We start from the raw sequence: 18,741 nt of genomic DNA on the forward strand, positions 1-18,741 counted from the left end.
CTAATATCAAGTATTTTATACTCTTTTAATATAATGAATATTTTTTGATTACCCAGTAAAATATCTAACAAAAATCCCCGCTTTATTCTCCCACTAGCTTAATTAGTTTATTGAATATCTCCGTGTTTTCGTAAATTCCTGTAAATCTTTCTGCCCCAATACCATAAGCCAAAACAGGCACCATAGTCGCACTATGTCCACCAGTGGAAAAAGAAGGGCTGATTACATTATAATCTGTATGTCCTTTTTCATTTTTCCCAGACCTTAAAGTGTAGCCACCTGTTTCGTGATCGGCTGTAACAATTACAATGGTATTTCCATCTTTTTTGGCAAAGTCCAATGCCTTTCCGATTGCATCATCAAAATCAATCATTTCACCCACTAAATATTCATGGTTGTTGTCATGGCCACCCCAATCAATTTGAGAACCTTCCACCATTAAGAAAAATGGTTCACTTTTTTGATTTAAAAATTCTGTTGCTATTGTGGTTGCGTTGGGCAAAAATCTATCCCTGTCATCAATTTTCTTAGGCATGGCACCATTTTGCAATAAAAACCCATATTTTTTGTCTAAAGGCTTTCCATTTAAAGAAGTCAACTGATTGGTATCTATTACAAATCCATTTTGAGACAGGCTATCCAAATAATTATTTCCATCCCTTCTTTTATTAAAATGCTTTAATCCGCCTCCGGCAAAAAAATCTACATCTGAATTATGCATTTGAGATGCCAAAAAATCTTCCATATTTCTTGAAACGGCATGTGCGAAAAAAGAGGCTGGCGTTGCATGTGTCAAAGTAGAAGTAGCTATTATACCTGTATTGTAGCCTTTTTTGGACAAGATTTCCACTATATTTTCAACTCTATTTGTATCAACATCGACTCCTATGGCACCATTGTAGGTTTTCGCACCTGAAGATAATGCAGTACCTGAAGCACCAGAATCTGTAATTTTTTGTGTGGCAGAAGATGTTCTGGCAAATCCTGTATAAGAAAATCTGTTAATTTGAATTTCCCCTTCCTTGAAATAATAAAGTGAAGACAATTGTGACATCCCCATTCCATCCCCAATCATAAAAATAATATTTGGCTCTTGACTATTGCTTTTTGTGTTTGTAGCTTCATTTTCTGAAAGCTCTTGACAAGCACTGGAAAGAATTAAGGGAAGTATTACTAATTTAATTATTTTCATATCTAATTGACTATTTTAAAATTACCTGATAATGATGGGGTTTAATGGTTTTTGCTATTGCTAAATCTTTATCATTTTATTTACTAATCTTCACAAACAACTGGTGCGTCCACATACTTACAATTATCAAAGACTGAAATGATCTGGTGATGTTGTCTGAATTTTTCAAGGACAACATCATGATATATAAAATCTGCGATCTCTGCTCTAAAATATTTAAAAGGCTTGCCTGCCCAAGAGTGGTTATCATTACATCCTGTAATTATATAATATCCTTCATTGATAGCATGTAATTTTTCCCTAATGGCTCCCGGCCCATGTAGCATCAAATAACCTGTATCCTTTTCTTCACAATAATGATGGGGTGCGGAACCATAGGGAACTAAATTATCACAAGTACCGTGAAAAAACTGCATAGGTATTGCCGTTTCTTTGTTAATTAATTCCAGGTTATAAATTGCACCTGCCATGGAAATCAACCCTCCATATTGAAAATCATCAGGCAAAGGAGAATTTGCTTCGGGCCAAAAAGCGGCATGAAGAACGGCCTCTGCCCCTGCACTACTTCCTGCTAAAATCATTTTATTAGGATTGATTTTCAATTCCTCTTCATGCGCCAATAAATAATTTGTAGCATGAGAAATTTCCAAACCCACTTGCTTGAAAGTATTCATCTTATTTTTAGCGGCTTGATCGCAACTAAATGATTGCCCTTTCATCACTAAAGTATAAGACATACTTACCGCCACGATTCCTCTTCTGGCCATATTTCTGCAAAACTCCATAATTTCTAATTCGTTTCTAGCGCCACCAGCAAAGCCGCCTCCATGCACAAATAAAACCACAGGTCTTTTCTCAAGACTATCCTTTTCTGCGGTATAAATATCCATCTCAAGACTTTTTTCATCAGTATCGATGTATGCTACTGTTTTCATATTGACTTTGTCGAAAATCTGACTCTCATATCTCTGTGCGTATGAATTGACAGACAAAGAAAGTGTTATCGCGATAATTAATATATAGTCTAGCTTGTCTTTCATTTTCTTAAATTTTATTTAGTGTGCATTATCTCAGTTCTTACAGAAATTCCATTTTCATTGAATGCCTCTACTTGATAGTAATATTCCTGATCAGTATTCAATGCCCTTAATTCGTAAGAAGATTGGTCGTACATCAGAGCTGATAGATTTAATTTGTCTTTTTCAATACCCCAATAGATAACATAACCTGTTGCGCCCTTAACCTCATCCCAAGTTAAATCGGCATTTCTTCTGTCATCTTGTCTTTCCACTTTAAAATTATCTGGGGTTTGAGGTTTATCATTTAACCCTTTGCCAAAAACACGAAATTCTGAAATGGATAAGTATTTATTGGTACAATATTGATGATCGTATTTTATATACCTATAATCAGCTGATTTTTCTAATTCAATATAAGCATGTGGCATATCTTTATCATTATCAGATAAATCTGCTAAAACTTCCCAATCTTTACCATTCTTAGAGCCTAATATTTTGAATTGTTGTTTTAAAGTATCAGGACGACCAAAAATTTCACTATTAAAATCCTGAAAATTAATCTGCAACGCCTTTACATTCATTAGATCGCCTAAATCCACCTGCACATAAATTGAATCATGGTTGGCTTTTGACACCCAGTAAGATCGAATTTCCTCATCGTTAATTTTATTAATATCAAATTCTCTGATTTGTTCTTGCATGAAGCCAGAACTACTTTCATCCACCACATTAATACTATCTTCTACTTCTGTGGAATTAGTGCTTACCTTTTTATTATAGGAAAGGAGCATCCAACCCGTAAATCGGTTTTTGTGGTTTTCCACTTCAGTATCGGGCAAAAAGTGAGGATAATCACCATAAGCTGTATTCACATACATTTGTCCATTATCTTCTTCAAAACCGGCTGGATACATGCCAATTCTTCTTTCAAATTTATAATTGACGGATATCGCCATAGTGGCGTAATGCCATAAATTTCCATGCTTATCCTTCACGGTGCTCCCATGACCTGATCCTTTTAAGAAACCACCTGGTTTGTAGGATATTGGATTATATGGGGCATATTTAAATGGCCCTAACGGACTATCACTTGTATAAACACCATCTGCATAAACATTCCACTGCGTTCCCGGTGCTCCATACTCCAAATAATAAGTGTCATTATGTTTCATCATCCAAGGGCCTTCTATATATGGGTCAATATCTGATTTATGGTCTTGACCGAAGCGTTCCCACCCGTGTTTTTCTGGAATTAGCTTAAATAAATCTTTTTGCTTCCCTTTAGGTACAAAATAATTTTCAGGATCTAATTCGACACCTCTGATCGGCCATTTATTGGAGGACTCTTCATATAAATAAACTCTTTCATCATCATCGACAAATAAAGCGGGGTCTTGGATACCATGTGGCATGTTCAATACTGCAAAGTTGGTTTCCCAAACGCCCAATTCAGGATTATCCGTCTCAATGATAGGTCCTCTACCCGATGGGTCTCCGTAAGCGATGATCTTATCTTTATAAACTGCTGCAGAGGGCGCATTGCTTCCCTTAAAATACCAGCTTTGAGGTCTGATAAATTTCCAATTGCTCATGTCATCGGAAACCCAATAACCATGGGAGCGGGTCACAAATAAATAATATTTTTCTTTATAATTAACTACCGCAGGATCTGCCCCTGAACGATATGAAACATTATTGTTCGCACGATAATGTGACATGTAAGAGTAATCTATGTCAATAGGGTTACAATAAGTTTTATAGTTTTTAGCTTGTGAAGTCTTTTGAGAATTTTTACTTCCCTGAGATTGGTCTTGTTCACAGGCCATTAAAAAACTCATCGCAAATAAAAGTACTAATGGTCTCATAAGCATAGTTTAATGTCTTTATCAAGAACAGGATTATAAGCAGTGCCCGTATTTCCCCTTAATTTTTCAAATTGTTTGTAAGCTTGATCTACTTTTTCTTTAGGCGTTTTCTCAAATTCTTTATCGGTAACTTTATATAATTTCTGAAGGGAGTCAAGTTTCACTCTTAATTGGGCTTCAATTTGATCATATTCAGGATTATCAATTTGATTATTGATTTCACTTGGATCATTTTTTAGATCATACAATTCCCAAGTATCAATATCATCATAAAAATGTATCAATTTATAGCGATCTGTTCTCACTCCATACTGTCTTTTTACCATATGAAAAGCCGGGAAATCGTAATAATGATAGTAAATGGCATCCCTAAAATCTTCTGATTTGACTGTGCCTTCTAGTAGTGGTCTAAAAGATTTCCCTTGCATATCATTTGGAATTTCAGCTCCAACAAAATCTAAAAAGGTCTGGGCAAAATCTAGGTTTTGAGTTAATCCGTCCACTACAGTTCCAGCTTGTATTTTTTCCGGATACTGAATTAGTAAGGGCATCCTGAATGATTCTTCATACATATAGCGTTTATCAAACCATCCTTTTTCACCTAAATAAAATCCTTGGTCTGAAGTATAAACTACTATTGTATTTTCGCTTAGGTTGTTTTCTTCCAAATAGTCTAAAATTTTTCCCACTCCTTCATCCACCGAGGCAATAGTAGCTAGATATTCTTGCAAATACCTTTGTCCCTTCCACTCGGCTAACTCCTTGCCTGATAAATTGGCTTCATGAAAAGCATCATTTTTGAGTTGATATGCTTGATCCCATTTGGTTCTTTGTTCTGCCGTCATTCTGTTAAAATCAGTTTTCCAGGGATTCCATGCTAGTTCAGGACTGCCTTTTTCCTTTGTCATTCTTAAGTCATGGCCTTCATACATGTCTTTATAGATGGTTTGCTGCTGTTCTTTTGATGCCCTAGAACCACCATGATCAGTAAAATAAGTGTCCGGTAGAGGGAACTTCACTGAGTCATATTTATTTGCATGTCTCAAAGAAGGCATCCAATTACGATGAGGCGCTTTGTGATGCACCATTAAAAAAAAGGGGGAATCCTTATCTTTATTTTCATCTATGTAATCTATTGCATAATCGGTAATTAAATCTGTAGCATAACCCTCCACCACAGTAGTATCAGGTAAATCAGCCGTCCAATGTGCGGTGGTATCAATTTGTTCTTTGTTGATGTTTACTGTGTCTTGAGGTTGAATAAATTGAGGATTATAATAATTACCCTGATCATTTAGAACATTCCAATGATCAAAACCTTGAGGATAACCGTGTAAATGCCATTTCCCTACTATTCCTGTATTAAACCCAGCTTTTCTAAGCAACTTTGGTAAGGTTTGTTGTGAACCGTCAAATCGTTCGCCATTCATCCTGAAGCCATTTATGTGACTGTGTTTTCCCGTCAGGATTACCGCTCGGCTCGGACCACAAATGGAATTGGTACAAAAATTATTATTGAAAATAGCCCCGTTTTTAGCGATTCTGTCAATATTTGGTGTTGGTGCTATTTTACTGATAGGATGACCATAGGCACTAATGGCTTGAAATGCGTGGTCATCAGCCATAATATATATTATATTGGGTCTTTTATTTTGCTCTTTTTTTTCTCCATTAGTACAAGAGAAAATAAATAATGATATGATCAAAAAGTATAAATTCTTCATAATATCAAAGTTTTCGTATTTCAATTGCATTTAAAATAGGCTCTCCCTTTTTAGCGCTAAATGAAATAGCTAATCCCCTATCTTCTACTTGAGTGATGATTTTTTTACTATAAGCAGTAAACTTTTCTATTTGTCCCAAATCGAAATCCTCCAATACCACTAAATCATTAAAAAGAATATCAAAAATTCGACTCTTCTCTTTATTGTAGTTTTTATCAATCTCTGCGAAATGAAGAACTACTACGTATTGACCCTCAGTCAAATCAAACTTATACTCTCCGCCCACTCTAGCTGTCTGATAAAGTGGATCGTTTTGAGTAAGGAAAATTTGTCTATCTGTTCCAATACCTCTATCTCTAGGTTGAAATATTTCCCCACCTTTGTATCCGAACAGTTTATTTTGAAAGGCTTTTTCGGGTTGCCATGTTACATTTTCAATTGGATCATTAAAAAAGAAATTTGCCCCGCAATTTACCAATAGCGTATTGCTTGAAATCCATGTAGAATCAATCAAACTAAAATCAATAATGTGTTTTTGCGTGATAATAGTATCTTGGAATTTAGCCTCCGCTTCAAGTGTATTGATTCCATTTTGTAGATTCACTTTCCATTCTGCCAAATGATTTTCAAAAGATTGAACATTGACTTTCTGATTGTTTACCGTCAGTTGAATTGAATTCCCATTGGTGAAAAACTGAATAGGTTGAGTTGCTTCAAAAGCTTCTCTTCTAACCCAGTCACAGGATGCCATTTTTAGATAGGGTTCATTTTTTAACCAACTTTGATATAGAAAATAGGAATTTTTGGGCTTTCTATCAAATCCTATTAAGCCTTTACTATTGATTTTAGGCACTGCATCATTTCTATTTTCAGAACCGAAATCTGCTAAATTCCAGACGGCAGCACCCGCAACAAAAGATCGTTCCATAATATCGATTAGGTTTTGCTGATGATATTGGATTTGCCATTCAATAGAAAAATCAAATCTGAGAGGGTTAAAGGAATGGATTCTTGGATCAGCTCCTGCTCCGAATTCTGTTATCAACATGGGTTTATCGGGAACTAATTCATGAAAGTCATCCAGAAAACTTCCTGCACCCAATTGTTCTTCATACCACCCAAAATATAAATTCCATCCCACTAGCATTGGGATTTCAGTTAGGCCTGCTTCATGATATAATTGAAGTGCACCATGGTTTGGAATCATGGTATAGCGTGTACTATCTTCCTCACGGGTTAAATCTTCCAATACTTGTGCGAAATCCACAATTTTGGTGATGATTTCCTTATCTCTATCTGATTGCCTGCCCAACAACATTTCATTCATATAAGCCCAAATTATGATACTTGGATGATTATAATATTGTCGAATCATCTCTACCATCATGTGTTTGGAATTTTCATAAAACACCTCTGAGTCCGTGATGTCATGGTCTAAAGGGATTTCCATACTTACTAATAAGCCTAGTTGATCTGAAGCCCTTAAAACTGCGGGGTCTTGAGGATAATGGGCCGTCCTGAAGAAATTACTTCCCATAGCCTTAATCATTTTCACATCATTAATATGTCTTTGATCGGATAAGGCATTTCCTTTGGAGGGATAATCTTGATGCCGATTAGTCCCCATCAACTTTAGATGTTCACCATTGATAAAAAAACCTTCATTAGGATCAAATTTAAACCACCTCAATCCAATTGGGATGATTTGATGATCTAAAATTTGGTCTTGCTGATCTAAGATTGAAATCTCCAATTGATAAAGATTTGGACTATCGGGATGCCAAAGCTGTGGGTTTTCGATTTCTGGTAAAGCATGATTGAAGGTTTGCTTTCCTGCTTTAAGAGTAAGCTCGTGCTTTTCATTGAAAATTAGTTCTTTATCAGGACTTAAAAGTTTATAGGAAATTTTAGATTTCGAATCCTTATTGGAAATTATTGTGGATTTCACCTTTATCTCCGCTAATTCTTCTGAAACTTTAGGAGTTGAAATAAAAACTCCAAAATCTCCATATTCACTAAAATTAAAGTGAGTTTTTGAAGTAGAAATGAGCCATACATCCCGATAAATACCTCCATAAAAATTAAAATCACCTTTTAATGGAACAATATGCTCATCATAGCTATTATCAACTTTAACCTTTAATTCATTCTCACCTTCTTTTAATAAATCTGATATGTCAACATTAAAAGCTGTATAGCCCCCAATATGCTTTCCTGCCAAATCTCCATTAACATAAACTTCTGCAACTTGATTTACGCCTTCAAAATGCAGAAACCATTTTTTACTTTCATTTGACTTAACTTCCAAAGACCGAACATACCAAGACTCTCCTCTGTAATAGCCCTTTTCCTCATCAAATGGATCTTTTATATTCCAAGAATGGGGAAGATTAATTCTTTCCCCATCCGAACTATCAGAGAATTCTCCTAAATGAAAAGTCCAGTTATCATTTAATGATTGTTTGAACCTTCCTTTTTGGGCATTTAAATCATAATTGAATACTGAAATAAAAATAAGGACAAGGAGAATTCGCATTATTTTTTGGCTTTCAATTCAAATTCATCCTTTAAAACATTTTCCGAGCTTGTTCCCACAAAAACTTTGAATTGCCCCGGTTCAGCATAAAAACTCATATCCTGATGATAAAAACCAAGTTCTTCTTTACTTAAGGTAAATTCAACGGTTTTAGTCTCTCCTGCTTTCAATTCAATTTTTTGAAAGCCTTTCAGTTCTTTCACGGGGCGTGTAACTGTACCCACCATGTCACGAATATATAATTGAACAACTTCTTTACCGGTAACATCCCCCGTATTGCTTACTTCTACCGATACCGTTAAACTTTCATCCATGCTAATACTTTCCGTGCTTAGGCTTAGGTTATCGTATGAAAAATTAGTGTAACTCAATCCATATCCGAAAGGAAATTCCGGTTCATTGGACACATCCAAATAATTGGTTTTGAATTTCTGGAACCACTCTCCCTCAAGAGGACGGCCTGTGTTTTTATGAGCATAATAAATTGGAATTTGTCCTACATTTTGAGGATAGGTCATGGTGAGTTTTCCAGAAGGGTTGACATCTCCATATAAAACATCTGCCAATGCTAATCCAGCCTCTGAACCTGGGAACCAAGCATTCAATATGGCATCTGAATCTTCCAATATTTCATTTAGCACTAATGGCCTTCCGCTTAATAAAACAACCACTACTTTCTTGCCGGTGGCTTTTAGTGCCTTTAATAAATTCACTTGAATATCAGGAATACTTATATCCGTTCTACTAGAACTTTCACCCGAACTTTCCGAAGCTTCACCCAAAATTGCCACTACCACATCGGATTTTTGTGCTAGCTGTACTGCTTCAGCAATCATAACTGATTCAGGTCTATCGTCACGATAAGTATTTTTACCAAACATACCGATCCTCTTTTCTAAGTCTGGATCTGCCACCAAATTAGATCCTTTCGCATATTTTATATTTTTAGGATTGGTAGAAACTTCTTTAATGCCATCATAAATCGAAATGGATTTGCTGATATCAGAACTCACACTCCAAGTACCTACCATATTCTCCTTATTATTGGCTAATGGGCCAATCAAAGCGATTTTCGCTTCTTTTTTAAGCGGTAAAACATCATCATTTTTCAATAAAACCATGGATTCAGAAGCTACTTTTCGTGCAACTGCTCTATTTTCATCGGAAAATATTTTAGCAGCCCTTTCTTCATCCATATATCGGTAAGGATCATCAAAGAGACCTAATTGAAACTTTGCCTTCAAAATCAACCTGCAAGCATTGGTGATGGTTTCTTCTGATACTTTTCCTTCCTCAACCGATTTTTCCAGTGTGGTTAAAAAGCCTTCACTTACCATATCCATTTCCACCCCAGCATTGATGGCCAATGCAGATACTTGTTGAAGATCGCCCATTCCGTGGGCAATCATTTCGCTTACGCCTGTATAATCACTGACTACAAAACCATCAAAGCCCCAAGCTTCACGCAAAACATCGGTCATCAACCACTTATTACCAGTTGCTGGAACTCCATCTATTTCATTAAAAGAAGCCATAGCAGTTCCCACACCGGCATCAACTGCTGCTTTGTAAGGTGGGAAATAATCATTATACATTCTCAAACGGCCCATATCTACCGTATTATAATCACGGCCTGCTTCTGAAGCACCGTAAAGAGCAAAATGCTTTACACAAGCAAGCAATGTGTTTTCTGCAGACAAATCATCTCCTTGATAACCTTTCACCATGGCCTCAGCAATTTTTCCACCCAAATAAGGATCTTCTCCGCTACCTTCTGATACTCTACCCCATCTCGGATCTCTAGAAATATCGGTCATAGGAGAGAATGTCCAGGCTATGCCATCGGCTGATGCTTCCTCAGCGGCAATTCTTGCGGATTTCTCAATCAATTCCAGATCCCAACTGGCAGAAAGCCCGATAGGAATAGGGAAAGTTGTTCTGTATCCGTGAATGACATCTTTGGCAATAATTAAAGGAATTCCTAATCTACTTTCCTCAATGGCTACTTTTTGAACCGCACGGATTTTATCCAAACCATTAATGTTGAACAATCCCCCTACTTTTCCTTCTTTAATTTGCTTGGCTATTCCTTTATTGGTACTAATTCCAGTACTCACATCACCAACAGATGGCAAATTCAATTGACCTATTTTTTCTTCAAGGGTCATTTCAGATAAAAGGCTGTCCACTTTTTGATCAATATCATTACTACTCTTTTTTTCCTGACCTTTATTACAGCCAGTTAAAATGATGACGAAACTTAGGATCGATAATAAATATTTCATTTTTATATAATTTTTATTTAAACAGTTAGGTATCCATAAGAAACCTATTGATTACAATTGACCTTGTACGCTATTCATTTCTTCCATATCAAATTTTTTGCGCCACCTTAAAATCACAGTTTCATTCAAGTATCACATTATTGATGGTGAAAGATTGTCCTTCAACATCCATATATTGATCCAGATATGGCGAATAAGTATCAACTTTCATTTGATTGCTTTTAAAATCCAATTTTAAAATTCTGAGATAACCGTTTCCACCGTTTTCAGAACCCTTGACTTCCGATTGATAATTTGCCAAAAATTGATACACATGATTTCCTGCATCATTGATGCTAATCAGACTCCCAATACCGGTGTTAAGAATATGTCCTGAAAAAACGAATCTTACATTTGGTTGCTTTCTTACAAATTTTTGCCATATCTGTTCTCCATCATTTACGGTTTTGGTGGAATCTTTACCTATTCCGTAAGCTTGTGGTCGCCAACTGTCTCCTAAATTTTGCCTTGTACTATCGGAATACATATAACTATGTGTATTGAGAATTACTGTTCGCTCCGGATGTTCCTCAACAATTTGATTAGCCCATTTGAGCACATCATCAGAGGGTCCAAATTCAAGAGACATCACTAACCATTTATGGTTACCCGCCTCGAATTCATAAAAAACATTATCCATATTTCCAACTGAATAAGTGCCTCCGAAACCTCGCATTTCCGACATTTTATCGTAAGGAAAATAATGATTATACATATCCGTATTGCGAGTATCGGCAAATTTCCCCGGCTGGCTACCCATGTCATGATTTCCTACTGCTAACATATAAGGTGCTTCATTATTCAGTTTATCAAATGCTGATTGCACCAATTGCCATTCTTCCTTATTATTATTTTGAGTCAAATCGCCTTGATGAAGTACAAAATCGATACTGCTTTTATTATCTAAAATCCAATCCACTTGGCTCATCAAAATATCAGGGTATTTCTCTGCATAATATTGTGTATCAGGCAGCAAAACAATAGTTGCTATTTCTGATTTCGAAGTACACGCCCCATTTGAAAGTATAAATGGAATTAAATAAATGGAATTGATCACTATGGATTTCAAATACCTCATTTATTTTATTTTGAATTGGAAAATAACCAAGAGAGTAATTCAGGCTCAGCAAATGCTGGATCCCAACTGTTATGATTAGCATCTGGGTAAAGTGTAAATTTCACTTTAGCTCCCGCCTCTTCTAGTGATTTCACCATTTCTTTTGAATAAGTTGGCTCCACCACATCATCTTTTGCACCATGGAAAACCCACATATTTACTTTTTTGGCATAATTCCCCACTGAATAGGGATTACCCGCACCACAAATGGCAAAAGCAGCTGCAAAAGTATTGGGCATTCTATGCAGTATTTCGAAAGTGCCCATTCCACCCATAGAAAGTCCCCCAACATATAACTTGGACTTATCAATGAAATGGTTTTGACTATAATCTTTTACCAATTCCATTACTAGGTTCATGCTGCTATGCGGTTGCTGTGAATAATCAAAGTCAAAAGTATTTCCGCTCTCAGCCCTAACAATATCAGCTTTAGCCCAATATTCTGTTGTTGGGCATTGTGGGAAAATTACAACTGCAGGAAATTTATTGCGGTTTTCTTGATTGAGAAATAATGAACTGCCATGAACAAGCTGTTTTTCGTTTTCACCTCCTCTTTCACCTGCGCCATGCAAAAACAGGACAAGTGGATATTTTTCGGCAGGATTAAAATCTTTAGGGTAAAGAATTCGGTAACTTAAAGTATCCTCACCTTCAATTAATTTTGCTTTTAGAAATTCAGATTTATCCTGTGCATTTAAATTTACAGCTAAGGCTGTTAATATAAAAACAGCACAATATTTCAATTTATTCTTCATAGTAAAATCCAAGTTTAGAAAGCCCATTTTCAATTTCTTTATTCTGCATAAAAAGCTCCCAAATCAAGCCTGATCGATGGTTTTCGATCATTACTGGAATTGGACCTTGGTCAATTGCCAAGTAGCGCGGGACATACCAATCATTTTCAAATGAAAAAGCATCATAAGGCCCGTAATTCCCTATCAAGCTATCTCTTTTAGGCTCATATAAGAATTTTAGGAATTGCATACTTTCCTTTGGGGTATAAGGAAAAGAAGAAAGTGCTGCAGTTGGTGAAACCACACCTAAATCATCATCAGGATTATGTCCCGCATACCCTTTCATAGAATAGCTAGAAGTTAAGCCCCATAGATCTTCTCCATAACCCTCGAAATCATTAGGATTTTCTACCGCATATCTGTATTGAATCAATGCATGATTCTTATTCAAATCCCAGTAGTCTCCATATTTATCATTAAGATTTTTAGGATTTAAACCCAAATAAGAATAATGAGCCCAAAACAATGGCCCTACTGCTTTATCAGCATGTTCGTAGTGATCTAAAATGGTAGGCAAACCGTATGCAGTAGTATCATTTGCAATAGCACCATCTCTTGCCCAACCTTTGTGATAAACATCAGCATCTATTGAATGAGTAGGAGAAGAAGCCGCCAACACATACATAATTAAGCATTCATTGTAACCTCCCACGGGAAAATTCATATCCCATTCATAGTTGGGAGACCAGTGCCAGTAAAGAACATCTTCTCCTTTTGTGTACCAATCCCATTCTACACCTTCCCAAATGTTAGTAATTCTTTGTGCTAGTTTTTTCTTAGATTCAATTGATGCATCCAAAAACTGCCTTACAGTTAGAAGTCCCTGAATCAGAAAAGCCGTTTCCACTAAATCTCCACCATCATCTTTTTTGCTAAATGCCTTTACTTCTCCCGTTTCACCATTTAACCAATGTGGGTAAGCACCATGAAAACGGTCAGCTGTCTCCAGAAAATCCATTATTTTTTCAAATCTTTCTATGGCTTGATCTCGATCAATAAAGCCTCTTTCCACTCCTACTATGATTGCCATTAATCCGAATCCAGATCCTCCAGTCGTTACGATATGCTTATCATTAGAAGGATAAACTTCATCCTCGTGAAACCTTTCTCTGGCCAATCCAGAATTAGGCTCTGCCCCATCCCAGAAATATTGGAATGTCTGATATTGCACTAAATTCAAGAGTGAGTCATCATCCATTTTATTCGTGCTTGCTTTCTTTTCTTTTTGGGGTGAAGAACAAAAAGAGAAAAGAAGTGCCGTAGTAATTAATAAGAGTAAATTTTTCATTTCAAATCATTTATATGGAATCCAAAAATTAATTTCAAAAATATTTATCATTTGGTACTAACTATCAAAGAGATACAATTTTCTCTCAAGTAATTGCCTAATAGGCTCTATTTAAAAAGTAAATCCTAAATCATTTAATCCTTTTTGTACATCTGGGTCCTGCATAAAAATATCCCAGATCAATGCCGTTCGGTGATTTTCAATCATCGTAATAATTGGGCCTTGGTCTATTGCTAAATAAGAATCCGCATACCAATCTTGGGTCACATTAAATGCATCATAAAAGCCATATTCACCCCATAACCTATCTCCTAGCAAATAATAAAAATGCCTGATAGCCTTCATAGATTCTTCGGGAGTATATGGAATAGAGGAAATAGCGGCAGTTGGTGTAATTACGCCTAAATCATTTCCAGGCGAATGGGCACTATACCCCTGATGATTATCACTAGCCGTTAAGCCCCAGCATGCTTCACTATATCCTATGAAATTATTGGGATTTATAGTACAATGCGCCTGATTAACCAAAGAATGAGCTTGATTTTGCTCCCAATAATTGGCGTATTGATCTTGCAAATTGCGAGGATCTAAACCCAAAAAGGAATAATGTGCAAAGAATAATGGCCCTCCAAGGGTTTCCCCTAACGGCATATTGATCTCATAGACACTGCTTCCATTTATAATTCCTCCGTTTCTTGCCCAACCTGCATCATAAACTGATTTTTCAATAGGATGAGTGGGAGAAGAAGCCGCCAAAACATAAATAATCAAGCTTTCATTCCAGCCTCTAATGGGTAGATTCATGGCCCATTCATTTTCGGGCGACCAATGCCAATACAATACATCCTCGCCTCCTTTAGTAAACCAGTCCCATTCTACCCCTTCCCATAGTGTGGTGATCTGATTGATAATGGCCAGTTCTTGCGCATTTGATTCATCTAGATATTGCCTTACTGCCAATAGGCCTTGGATCATGAAGGCGGTTTCGACTAAATCTGCGCCATCATCCAACTCGCTGAAAGGAATTGTATTACCCGTATTTCCATTCATCCAATGAGGCCATACGCCATGAAAACGGTCGGCATCCGAAAGAAAATTCACTATCTTTTCGAAGCGATCTATTCCTTCTTGTCTTGTAATAAATCCTCTCTCAATCCCCACGATTATGGCCATCAGGCCAAAACCGGATCCACCAATCGTCACTAAATCACCAGAGGTATTTCTTTCCCTCGCCAATCCGCTATTGGGGTGAGCAAAATCCCAGAAATATTGGAAAGTTTGCGCTTGAATTTTGGTTAAAAGTGCCTCATCAGAAATTTCATCGAATTTATAGGTGGAATCTAATCGGGTAAAGAAGGTTTTGCTAAAACCATCAAAATTTTCACCTAGCGCTCCAATATCTCCATTTTCTAAATTAATCTGATATTTCTTTAAATAACTTAATTCTTGTTGAGGCCTGAAATCGACAATAGTATTGGTTTCATTATATTCGAATACTAAATCTTCATTCCCAATAGAGATTGCTTCCTCAAACTTTTCCTGATCGATAGCAGCAGAAAATTCAATTCGTATATCTGTATCTACCTGAACATTTTGAAGAATTAGGTTATTTAAATTAATAACTCTACCATCTATATTCAATTCATGAATTCCCAGCTTTTCCAATTGAGTAAAAAAATTAATGTTTTGCCTTATTGCGTCAGCTCCTGAGGAAGATTTCAATTTCTCCGTAATTTCAATTTCATATTCTGAGGAATAAGTCAGAGAACCAGAGGGGAAAATAGAAACTGAATTTCCATTCACATTAATGGAAATATTTACAACCCCCTCGTTGATCTTAGTTAACAGTAAACCTTCATCCACAGATGATTCATCAATTTCTTGAGAAAAGACAAGGGTAATAATTTGATCAACCGGAATTTTCAGAGGATTTTCTGACCCCCACGTGTATTCCTCATTTCCAATGAAAATTTTATTGAGCTCGAATTGACCTTCAATATTCTCAACTTCTTGACAAGCAGAAAAGAATAATGTAAGAACATAAAATATGTAAGAATACCTCATTTAATAATAATATAGGTAAAAAACTACAGCTTTTAAGTAAAAAGAAACCGCCAACAGTAGGGTAGCTGCTGACGGTCTTAATTATCAATTAGGATTGTTTTCTTCAAATTGTGCTGTTACCTCTGCTTCTGAAATAGCTCTATTAAACATTTTAAATTCATCTATTCTTCCAGTAAGGTAACTGGCCCAAGGTTGCGAACCGGTCGCAGAAGTCAAACTAGGGTCGGTTTGAAACTGAACGCAACCTAAAACCATAGGGCCTGAATCGGCAAAATTGAAAGTATCGCCCCAAGTGGTTACTACTTCTGTTCTCAACTCACCGTTTATGTAGTATTTAAAGGTATTGGACGGGTGGTCATAGGTAATTACCTGATAAGACCAAGTATCAAAAAATCCTTGTACATCATTCACATTGGTAATCCATGTTTCAGTTGCTGAACTATTGGTAAAATGAAGTCTCATATCAGCTCCATCGGTAGGATTACTACCATTTTCCACAAAAAGATCCACATTACCCCAGAACCTTCCTGTATTCGATAGACCAATTAAACCTAATACTCCATCAATTCCACCATCATTATCTTCATCTACAAATTCTGGATTTACCCAATAAGAGATTGTAAAGCTCTCAACATTTAAAATATTTTCAGTAGGGTCAAATAAAACATATGATTCTTGAGCTCCATTTAATCTCATTGAGGAACCGGATACACCTGAAGCAAATGTCACATCACCATTTGGGGTTCCTTCTGTATTATCGATTAAATTTATTATAGAATTACCTTCAAATGGCATATACAAAATTTCCCCATTAAGAGCCTGATATTGATTACTTAACGTGAACTCGACTGACTCTTCGGAAGATTTGCCAGCCAGGTCAGTAGCTACTACAGTTAAAGTATGATCGCCAACTTCAACATTTTCTATGGCATACGTGGTGGTAAATCTTCTGTAATCGATAAACTCGTTAAAAGTCACCAATTCTTCTCCATCAAAGGAAATGCTTACCTCTCCTAATTCGATATCGTCAGTTGCTTCTAATTCAACTTCAATAGTAGATTGATTTTCGTCAAACGGAATGGTGATATTGCCGGAAGGACTACTTAATTCCAATATAGGATTCTCCTGGTCACTACCTGGGTCAACTTCACTTATATCATCAATGTAACCATCTTGACAAGCGGTCATGACAAAAAAAGGAGCTATTATCAATATATATATTAGTCGTTTCATAATTAACTTTTTTAAAGATTATTTAAATTGTATAGGATAGTCTATCAATTTAATTGTGATAAAATATCTTGCTGTGCTAGTGGATAAGGTAAAAATCTATCTTCAATTGGAGAATAATTTCTACCGTCATAATTCAATTCATCAGTTCTATCATATCGGACTAAATCATAGAATCTGATTCCCCATTCCATGCCAAACTCTGCAAATTTCTCATCTAGTACCACATCTAAATCAACATTGCTGATATTAGGTAATCCTGCTCTATCTCTAACTAAGTTTACAGCTTGTGCCGCTGAAATACTATTGGAATTACCTCCATTGACTAAAGCTTCTGCATGCATTAAAAGGATTTCAGAATACCGGATGCAAATAAAATTTTTATTCGTTCCATAGGATGTTCTGCCTGGTGTAAGTTGATTGGAAGGCAAATAGTGCTTCCCACTAGAAAAAATAGCTCTAGGATTTGGTTCACCATCCGTTCTACCTATCACATCTCCATCACGAGTGGTATTGGAAACAAAGTCAGGTAAATCCGCATACTGAGGATCAGACTGGATTGACTCAATTCCTTCTTGAGTAAATAAGACACTGGTTTCTAACCTTATGGTTTCCTCTCTATCTAACATGAATTTTATATATTTTTCAGTCGGTTCCCAAAAGCCCCATCCCGGACTCGCACCACTAACAGCTGGCTCCCAATTATTAGGGCCAAAGAAAGCATACAGATACGCTCTATTTTCCCCGGTTGCTTGACCAAAATCAGAATACTGCAATTCTAATAAGTTTTCATCATTTAGTTTCCCAGGAATTTTAAATAGATTATAATAATCAGTCTCTAAACTAAATCCTCCATTATTGATGATTTCACCAGTAGCTTCAGCCACCTCATCATATCTTCCAATTTCAAGATTAGCCATTGCTTTTATTGCTAGAGCTGTATATCTAGTTACCCCTCCAGGCAACTCCGCTCTCTCATTTGGTCTCATATCTAAAAGCAAAGGAATGGCTTCATCCATTTCTTCGGATATATAAATCATAACATCCTCGAAAGATGAGAGTGGTTCATTGTATAAATCCTCAGATCTTGCAGTTCTAGGAATTAATATTTCCCCCCATAATCTAGCTAATTGAAATAATTCAAATGCTTCCATTACTTTTATCTCTGCAATATATTGATCAGCTATTGCAGGATTATCGGCAAACTCTTTGTATCTCTCAATTTCTTCTATAGCAGCTTTCCATGAAAAAATATCGCCATATAAGTTCTGCCATGCAGAATTATACATCCAAAATGAAGGTTCATATCTAAATTCATCCGTCTCAATTAATGGGAACTGATCGCCCTCCGCATTAACATCATCTCCTCTTACCCCTATCACTGGAAAGGTTTCCCATTGCAAACTGTAGAAACTTGAATAAGCCCCTACTAAAACAGAGCGCATATTTTCTGTTTGCGTATAATCAACATTTTCTTCTAGGAAAGTAGCTGATAAAGGCTCCTCCAATTTGTCATCGCAAGCCGGTGTTATCAACAAAATAGGTATGATTCCTAAGCTCAAAATTAATTTCTGTAAATTTTTCATAA

Annotated in this window: 12 protein-coding genes; all 12 read right to left on the minus strand. The window is 36.3% G+C overall.

Annotated elements, in window-relative coordinates; translation table 11 throughout:
- Positions 1-82: 82 nt before the first annotated feature.
- The gene (locus ACFE0M_RS03250) at positions 83-1,192 is read right to left on the minus strand and encodes an alkaline phosphatase (protein WP_434544304.1); all 1,110 of its coding nucleotides are present in this window, start codon (positions 1,190-1,192) and stop codon (positions 83-85) included.
- A gap of 83 nt (positions 1,193-1,275) precedes the next feature.
- The gene (locus ACFE0M_RS03255) at positions 1,276-2,232 is read right to left on the minus strand and encodes an alpha/beta hydrolase (protein WP_434544305.1); all 957 of its coding nucleotides are present in this window, start codon (positions 2,230-2,232) and stop codon (positions 1,276-1,278) included.
- 11 nt (positions 2,233-2,243) lie between these two features.
- Entirely contained in the window at positions 2,244-4,076 is a 1,833-nt protein-coding gene (locus tag ACFE0M_RS03260; RefSeq protein ID WP_434544306.1) for a family 43 glycosylhydrolase, read from the minus strand.
- Positions 4,073-5,800, minus strand: a complete 1,728-nt coding sequence (locus ACFE0M_RS03265; RefSeq protein WP_434544307.1) for a sulfatase family protein — start codon at positions 5,798-5,800, stop codon at positions 4,073-4,075. Before ACFE0M_RS03265 ends, ACFE0M_RS03260 begins: the two co-directional genes overlap by 4 nt.
- A gap of 4 nt (positions 5,801-5,804) precedes the next feature.
- A complete protein-coding gene (locus tag ACFE0M_RS03270; protein WP_434544308.1) occupies positions 5,805-8,336 on the minus strand; it encodes a glycoside hydrolase family 2 TIM barrel-domain containing protein in 2,532 nt (843 codons plus the stop codon).
- Entirely contained in the window at positions 8,336-10,621 is a 2,286-nt protein-coding gene (gene bglX, locus ACFE0M_RS03275; RefSeq protein WP_434544309.1) for a beta-glucosidase BglX, read from the minus strand. Before bglX ends, ACFE0M_RS03270 begins: the two co-directional genes overlap by 1 nt.
- A 121-nt stretch (positions 10,622-10,742) precedes the next feature.
- A complete protein-coding gene (locus ACFE0M_RS03280; RefSeq protein ID WP_434544310.1) occupies positions 10,743-11,738 on the minus strand; it encodes a metallophosphoesterase in 996 nt (331 codons plus the stop codon).
- 5 nt (positions 11,739-11,743) lie between these two features.
- Complete coding sequence (locus ACFE0M_RS03285; RefSeq protein ID WP_434544311.1) at positions 11,744-12,532, minus strand: prolyl oligopeptidase family serine peptidase; 789 nt, start codon at positions 12,530-12,532, stop codon at positions 11,744-11,746.
- Complete coding sequence (locus ACFE0M_RS03290) at positions 12,522-13,859, minus strand: glucoamylase family protein (protein WP_434544312.1); 1,338 nt, start codon at positions 13,857-13,859, stop codon at positions 12,522-12,524. The genes ACFE0M_RS03285 and ACFE0M_RS03290 overlap by 11 nt, the downstream gene beginning before the upstream one ends.
- A 111-nt stretch (positions 13,860-13,970) precedes the next feature.
- Positions 13,971-15,923, minus strand: a complete 1,953-nt coding sequence (locus tag ACFE0M_RS03295; protein WP_434544313.1) for a glucoamylase family protein — start codon at positions 15,921-15,923, stop codon at positions 13,971-13,973.
- A gap of 84 nt (positions 15,924-16,007) precedes the next feature.
- Entirely contained in the window at positions 16,008-17,156 is a 1,149-nt protein-coding gene (locus ACFE0M_RS03300) for a LamG-like jellyroll fold domain-containing protein (protein ID WP_434544314.1), read from the minus strand.
- Between the two features lie 44 nt (positions 17,157-17,200).
- Positions 17,201-18,739, minus strand: coding sequence for a RagB/SusD family nutrient uptake outer membrane protein (locus ACFE0M_RS03305; RefSeq protein ID WP_434544315.1), 1,539 nt, complete (start codon positions 18,737-18,739; stop codon positions 17,201-17,203).
- Positions 18,740-18,741 lie beyond the last annotated feature (2 nt).

It is taken from the genome of Marivirga sp. (assembly GCF_051117495.1).
In the GTDB taxonomy this organism is placed as follows: Bacteria; Bacteroidota; Bacteroidia; order Cytophagales; family Cyclobacteriaceae; genus Marivirga.

What these genes read in the sequence shown, in the direction of transcription:
- bglX (WP_434544309.1), bottom strand. Translation starts at nt 10,621, where the DNA reads ATGAAATATTTATTATCGATCCTAAGTTTCGTCATCATTTTAACTGGC.
- ACFE0M_RS03265 (WP_434544307.1), bottom strand. Translation starts at nt 5,800, where the DNA reads ATGAAGAATTTATACTTTTTGATCATATCATTATTTATTTTCTCTTGT.
- ACFE0M_RS03260 (WP_434544306.1), bottom strand. Translation starts at nt 4,076, where the DNA reads ATGAGACCATTAGTACTTTTATTTGCGATGAGTTTTTTAATGGCCTGT.
- ACFE0M_RS03300 (WP_434544314.1), bottom strand. Translation starts at nt 17,156, where the DNA reads ATGAAACGACTAATATATATATTGATAATAGCTCCTTTTTTTGTCATG.
- ACFE0M_RS03305 (WP_434544315.1), bottom strand. Translation starts at nt 18,739, where the DNA reads ATGAAAAATTTACAGAAATTAATTTTGAGCTTAGGAATCATACCTATT.
- ACFE0M_RS03280 (WP_434544310.1), bottom strand. Translation starts at nt 11,738, where the DNA reads ATGAGGTATTTGAAATCCATAGTGATCAATTCCATTTATTTAATTCCA.
- ACFE0M_RS03295 (WP_434544313.1), bottom strand. Translation starts at nt 15,923, where the DNA reads ATGAGGTATTCTTACATATTTTATGTTCTTACATTATTCTTTTCTGCT.
- ACFE0M_RS03255 (WP_434544305.1), bottom strand. Translation starts at nt 2,232, where the DNA reads ATGAAAGACAAGCTAGACTATATATTAATTATCGCGATAACACTTTCT.
- ACFE0M_RS03290 (WP_434544312.1), bottom strand. Translation starts at nt 13,859, where the DNA reads ATGAAAAATTTACTCTTATTAATTACTACGGCACTTCTTTTCTCTTTT.
- ACFE0M_RS03285 (WP_434544311.1), bottom strand. Translation starts at nt 12,532, where the DNA reads ATGAAGAATAAATTGAAATATTGTGCTGTTTTTATATTAACAGCCTTA.
- ACFE0M_RS03270 (WP_434544308.1), bottom strand. Translation starts at nt 8,336, where the DNA reads ATGCGAATTCTCCTTGTCCTTATTTTTATTTCAGTATTCAATTATGAT.
- ACFE0M_RS03250 (WP_434544304.1), bottom strand. Translation starts at nt 1,192, where the DNA reads ATGAAAATAATTAAATTAGTAATACTTCCCTTAATTCTTTCCAGTGCT.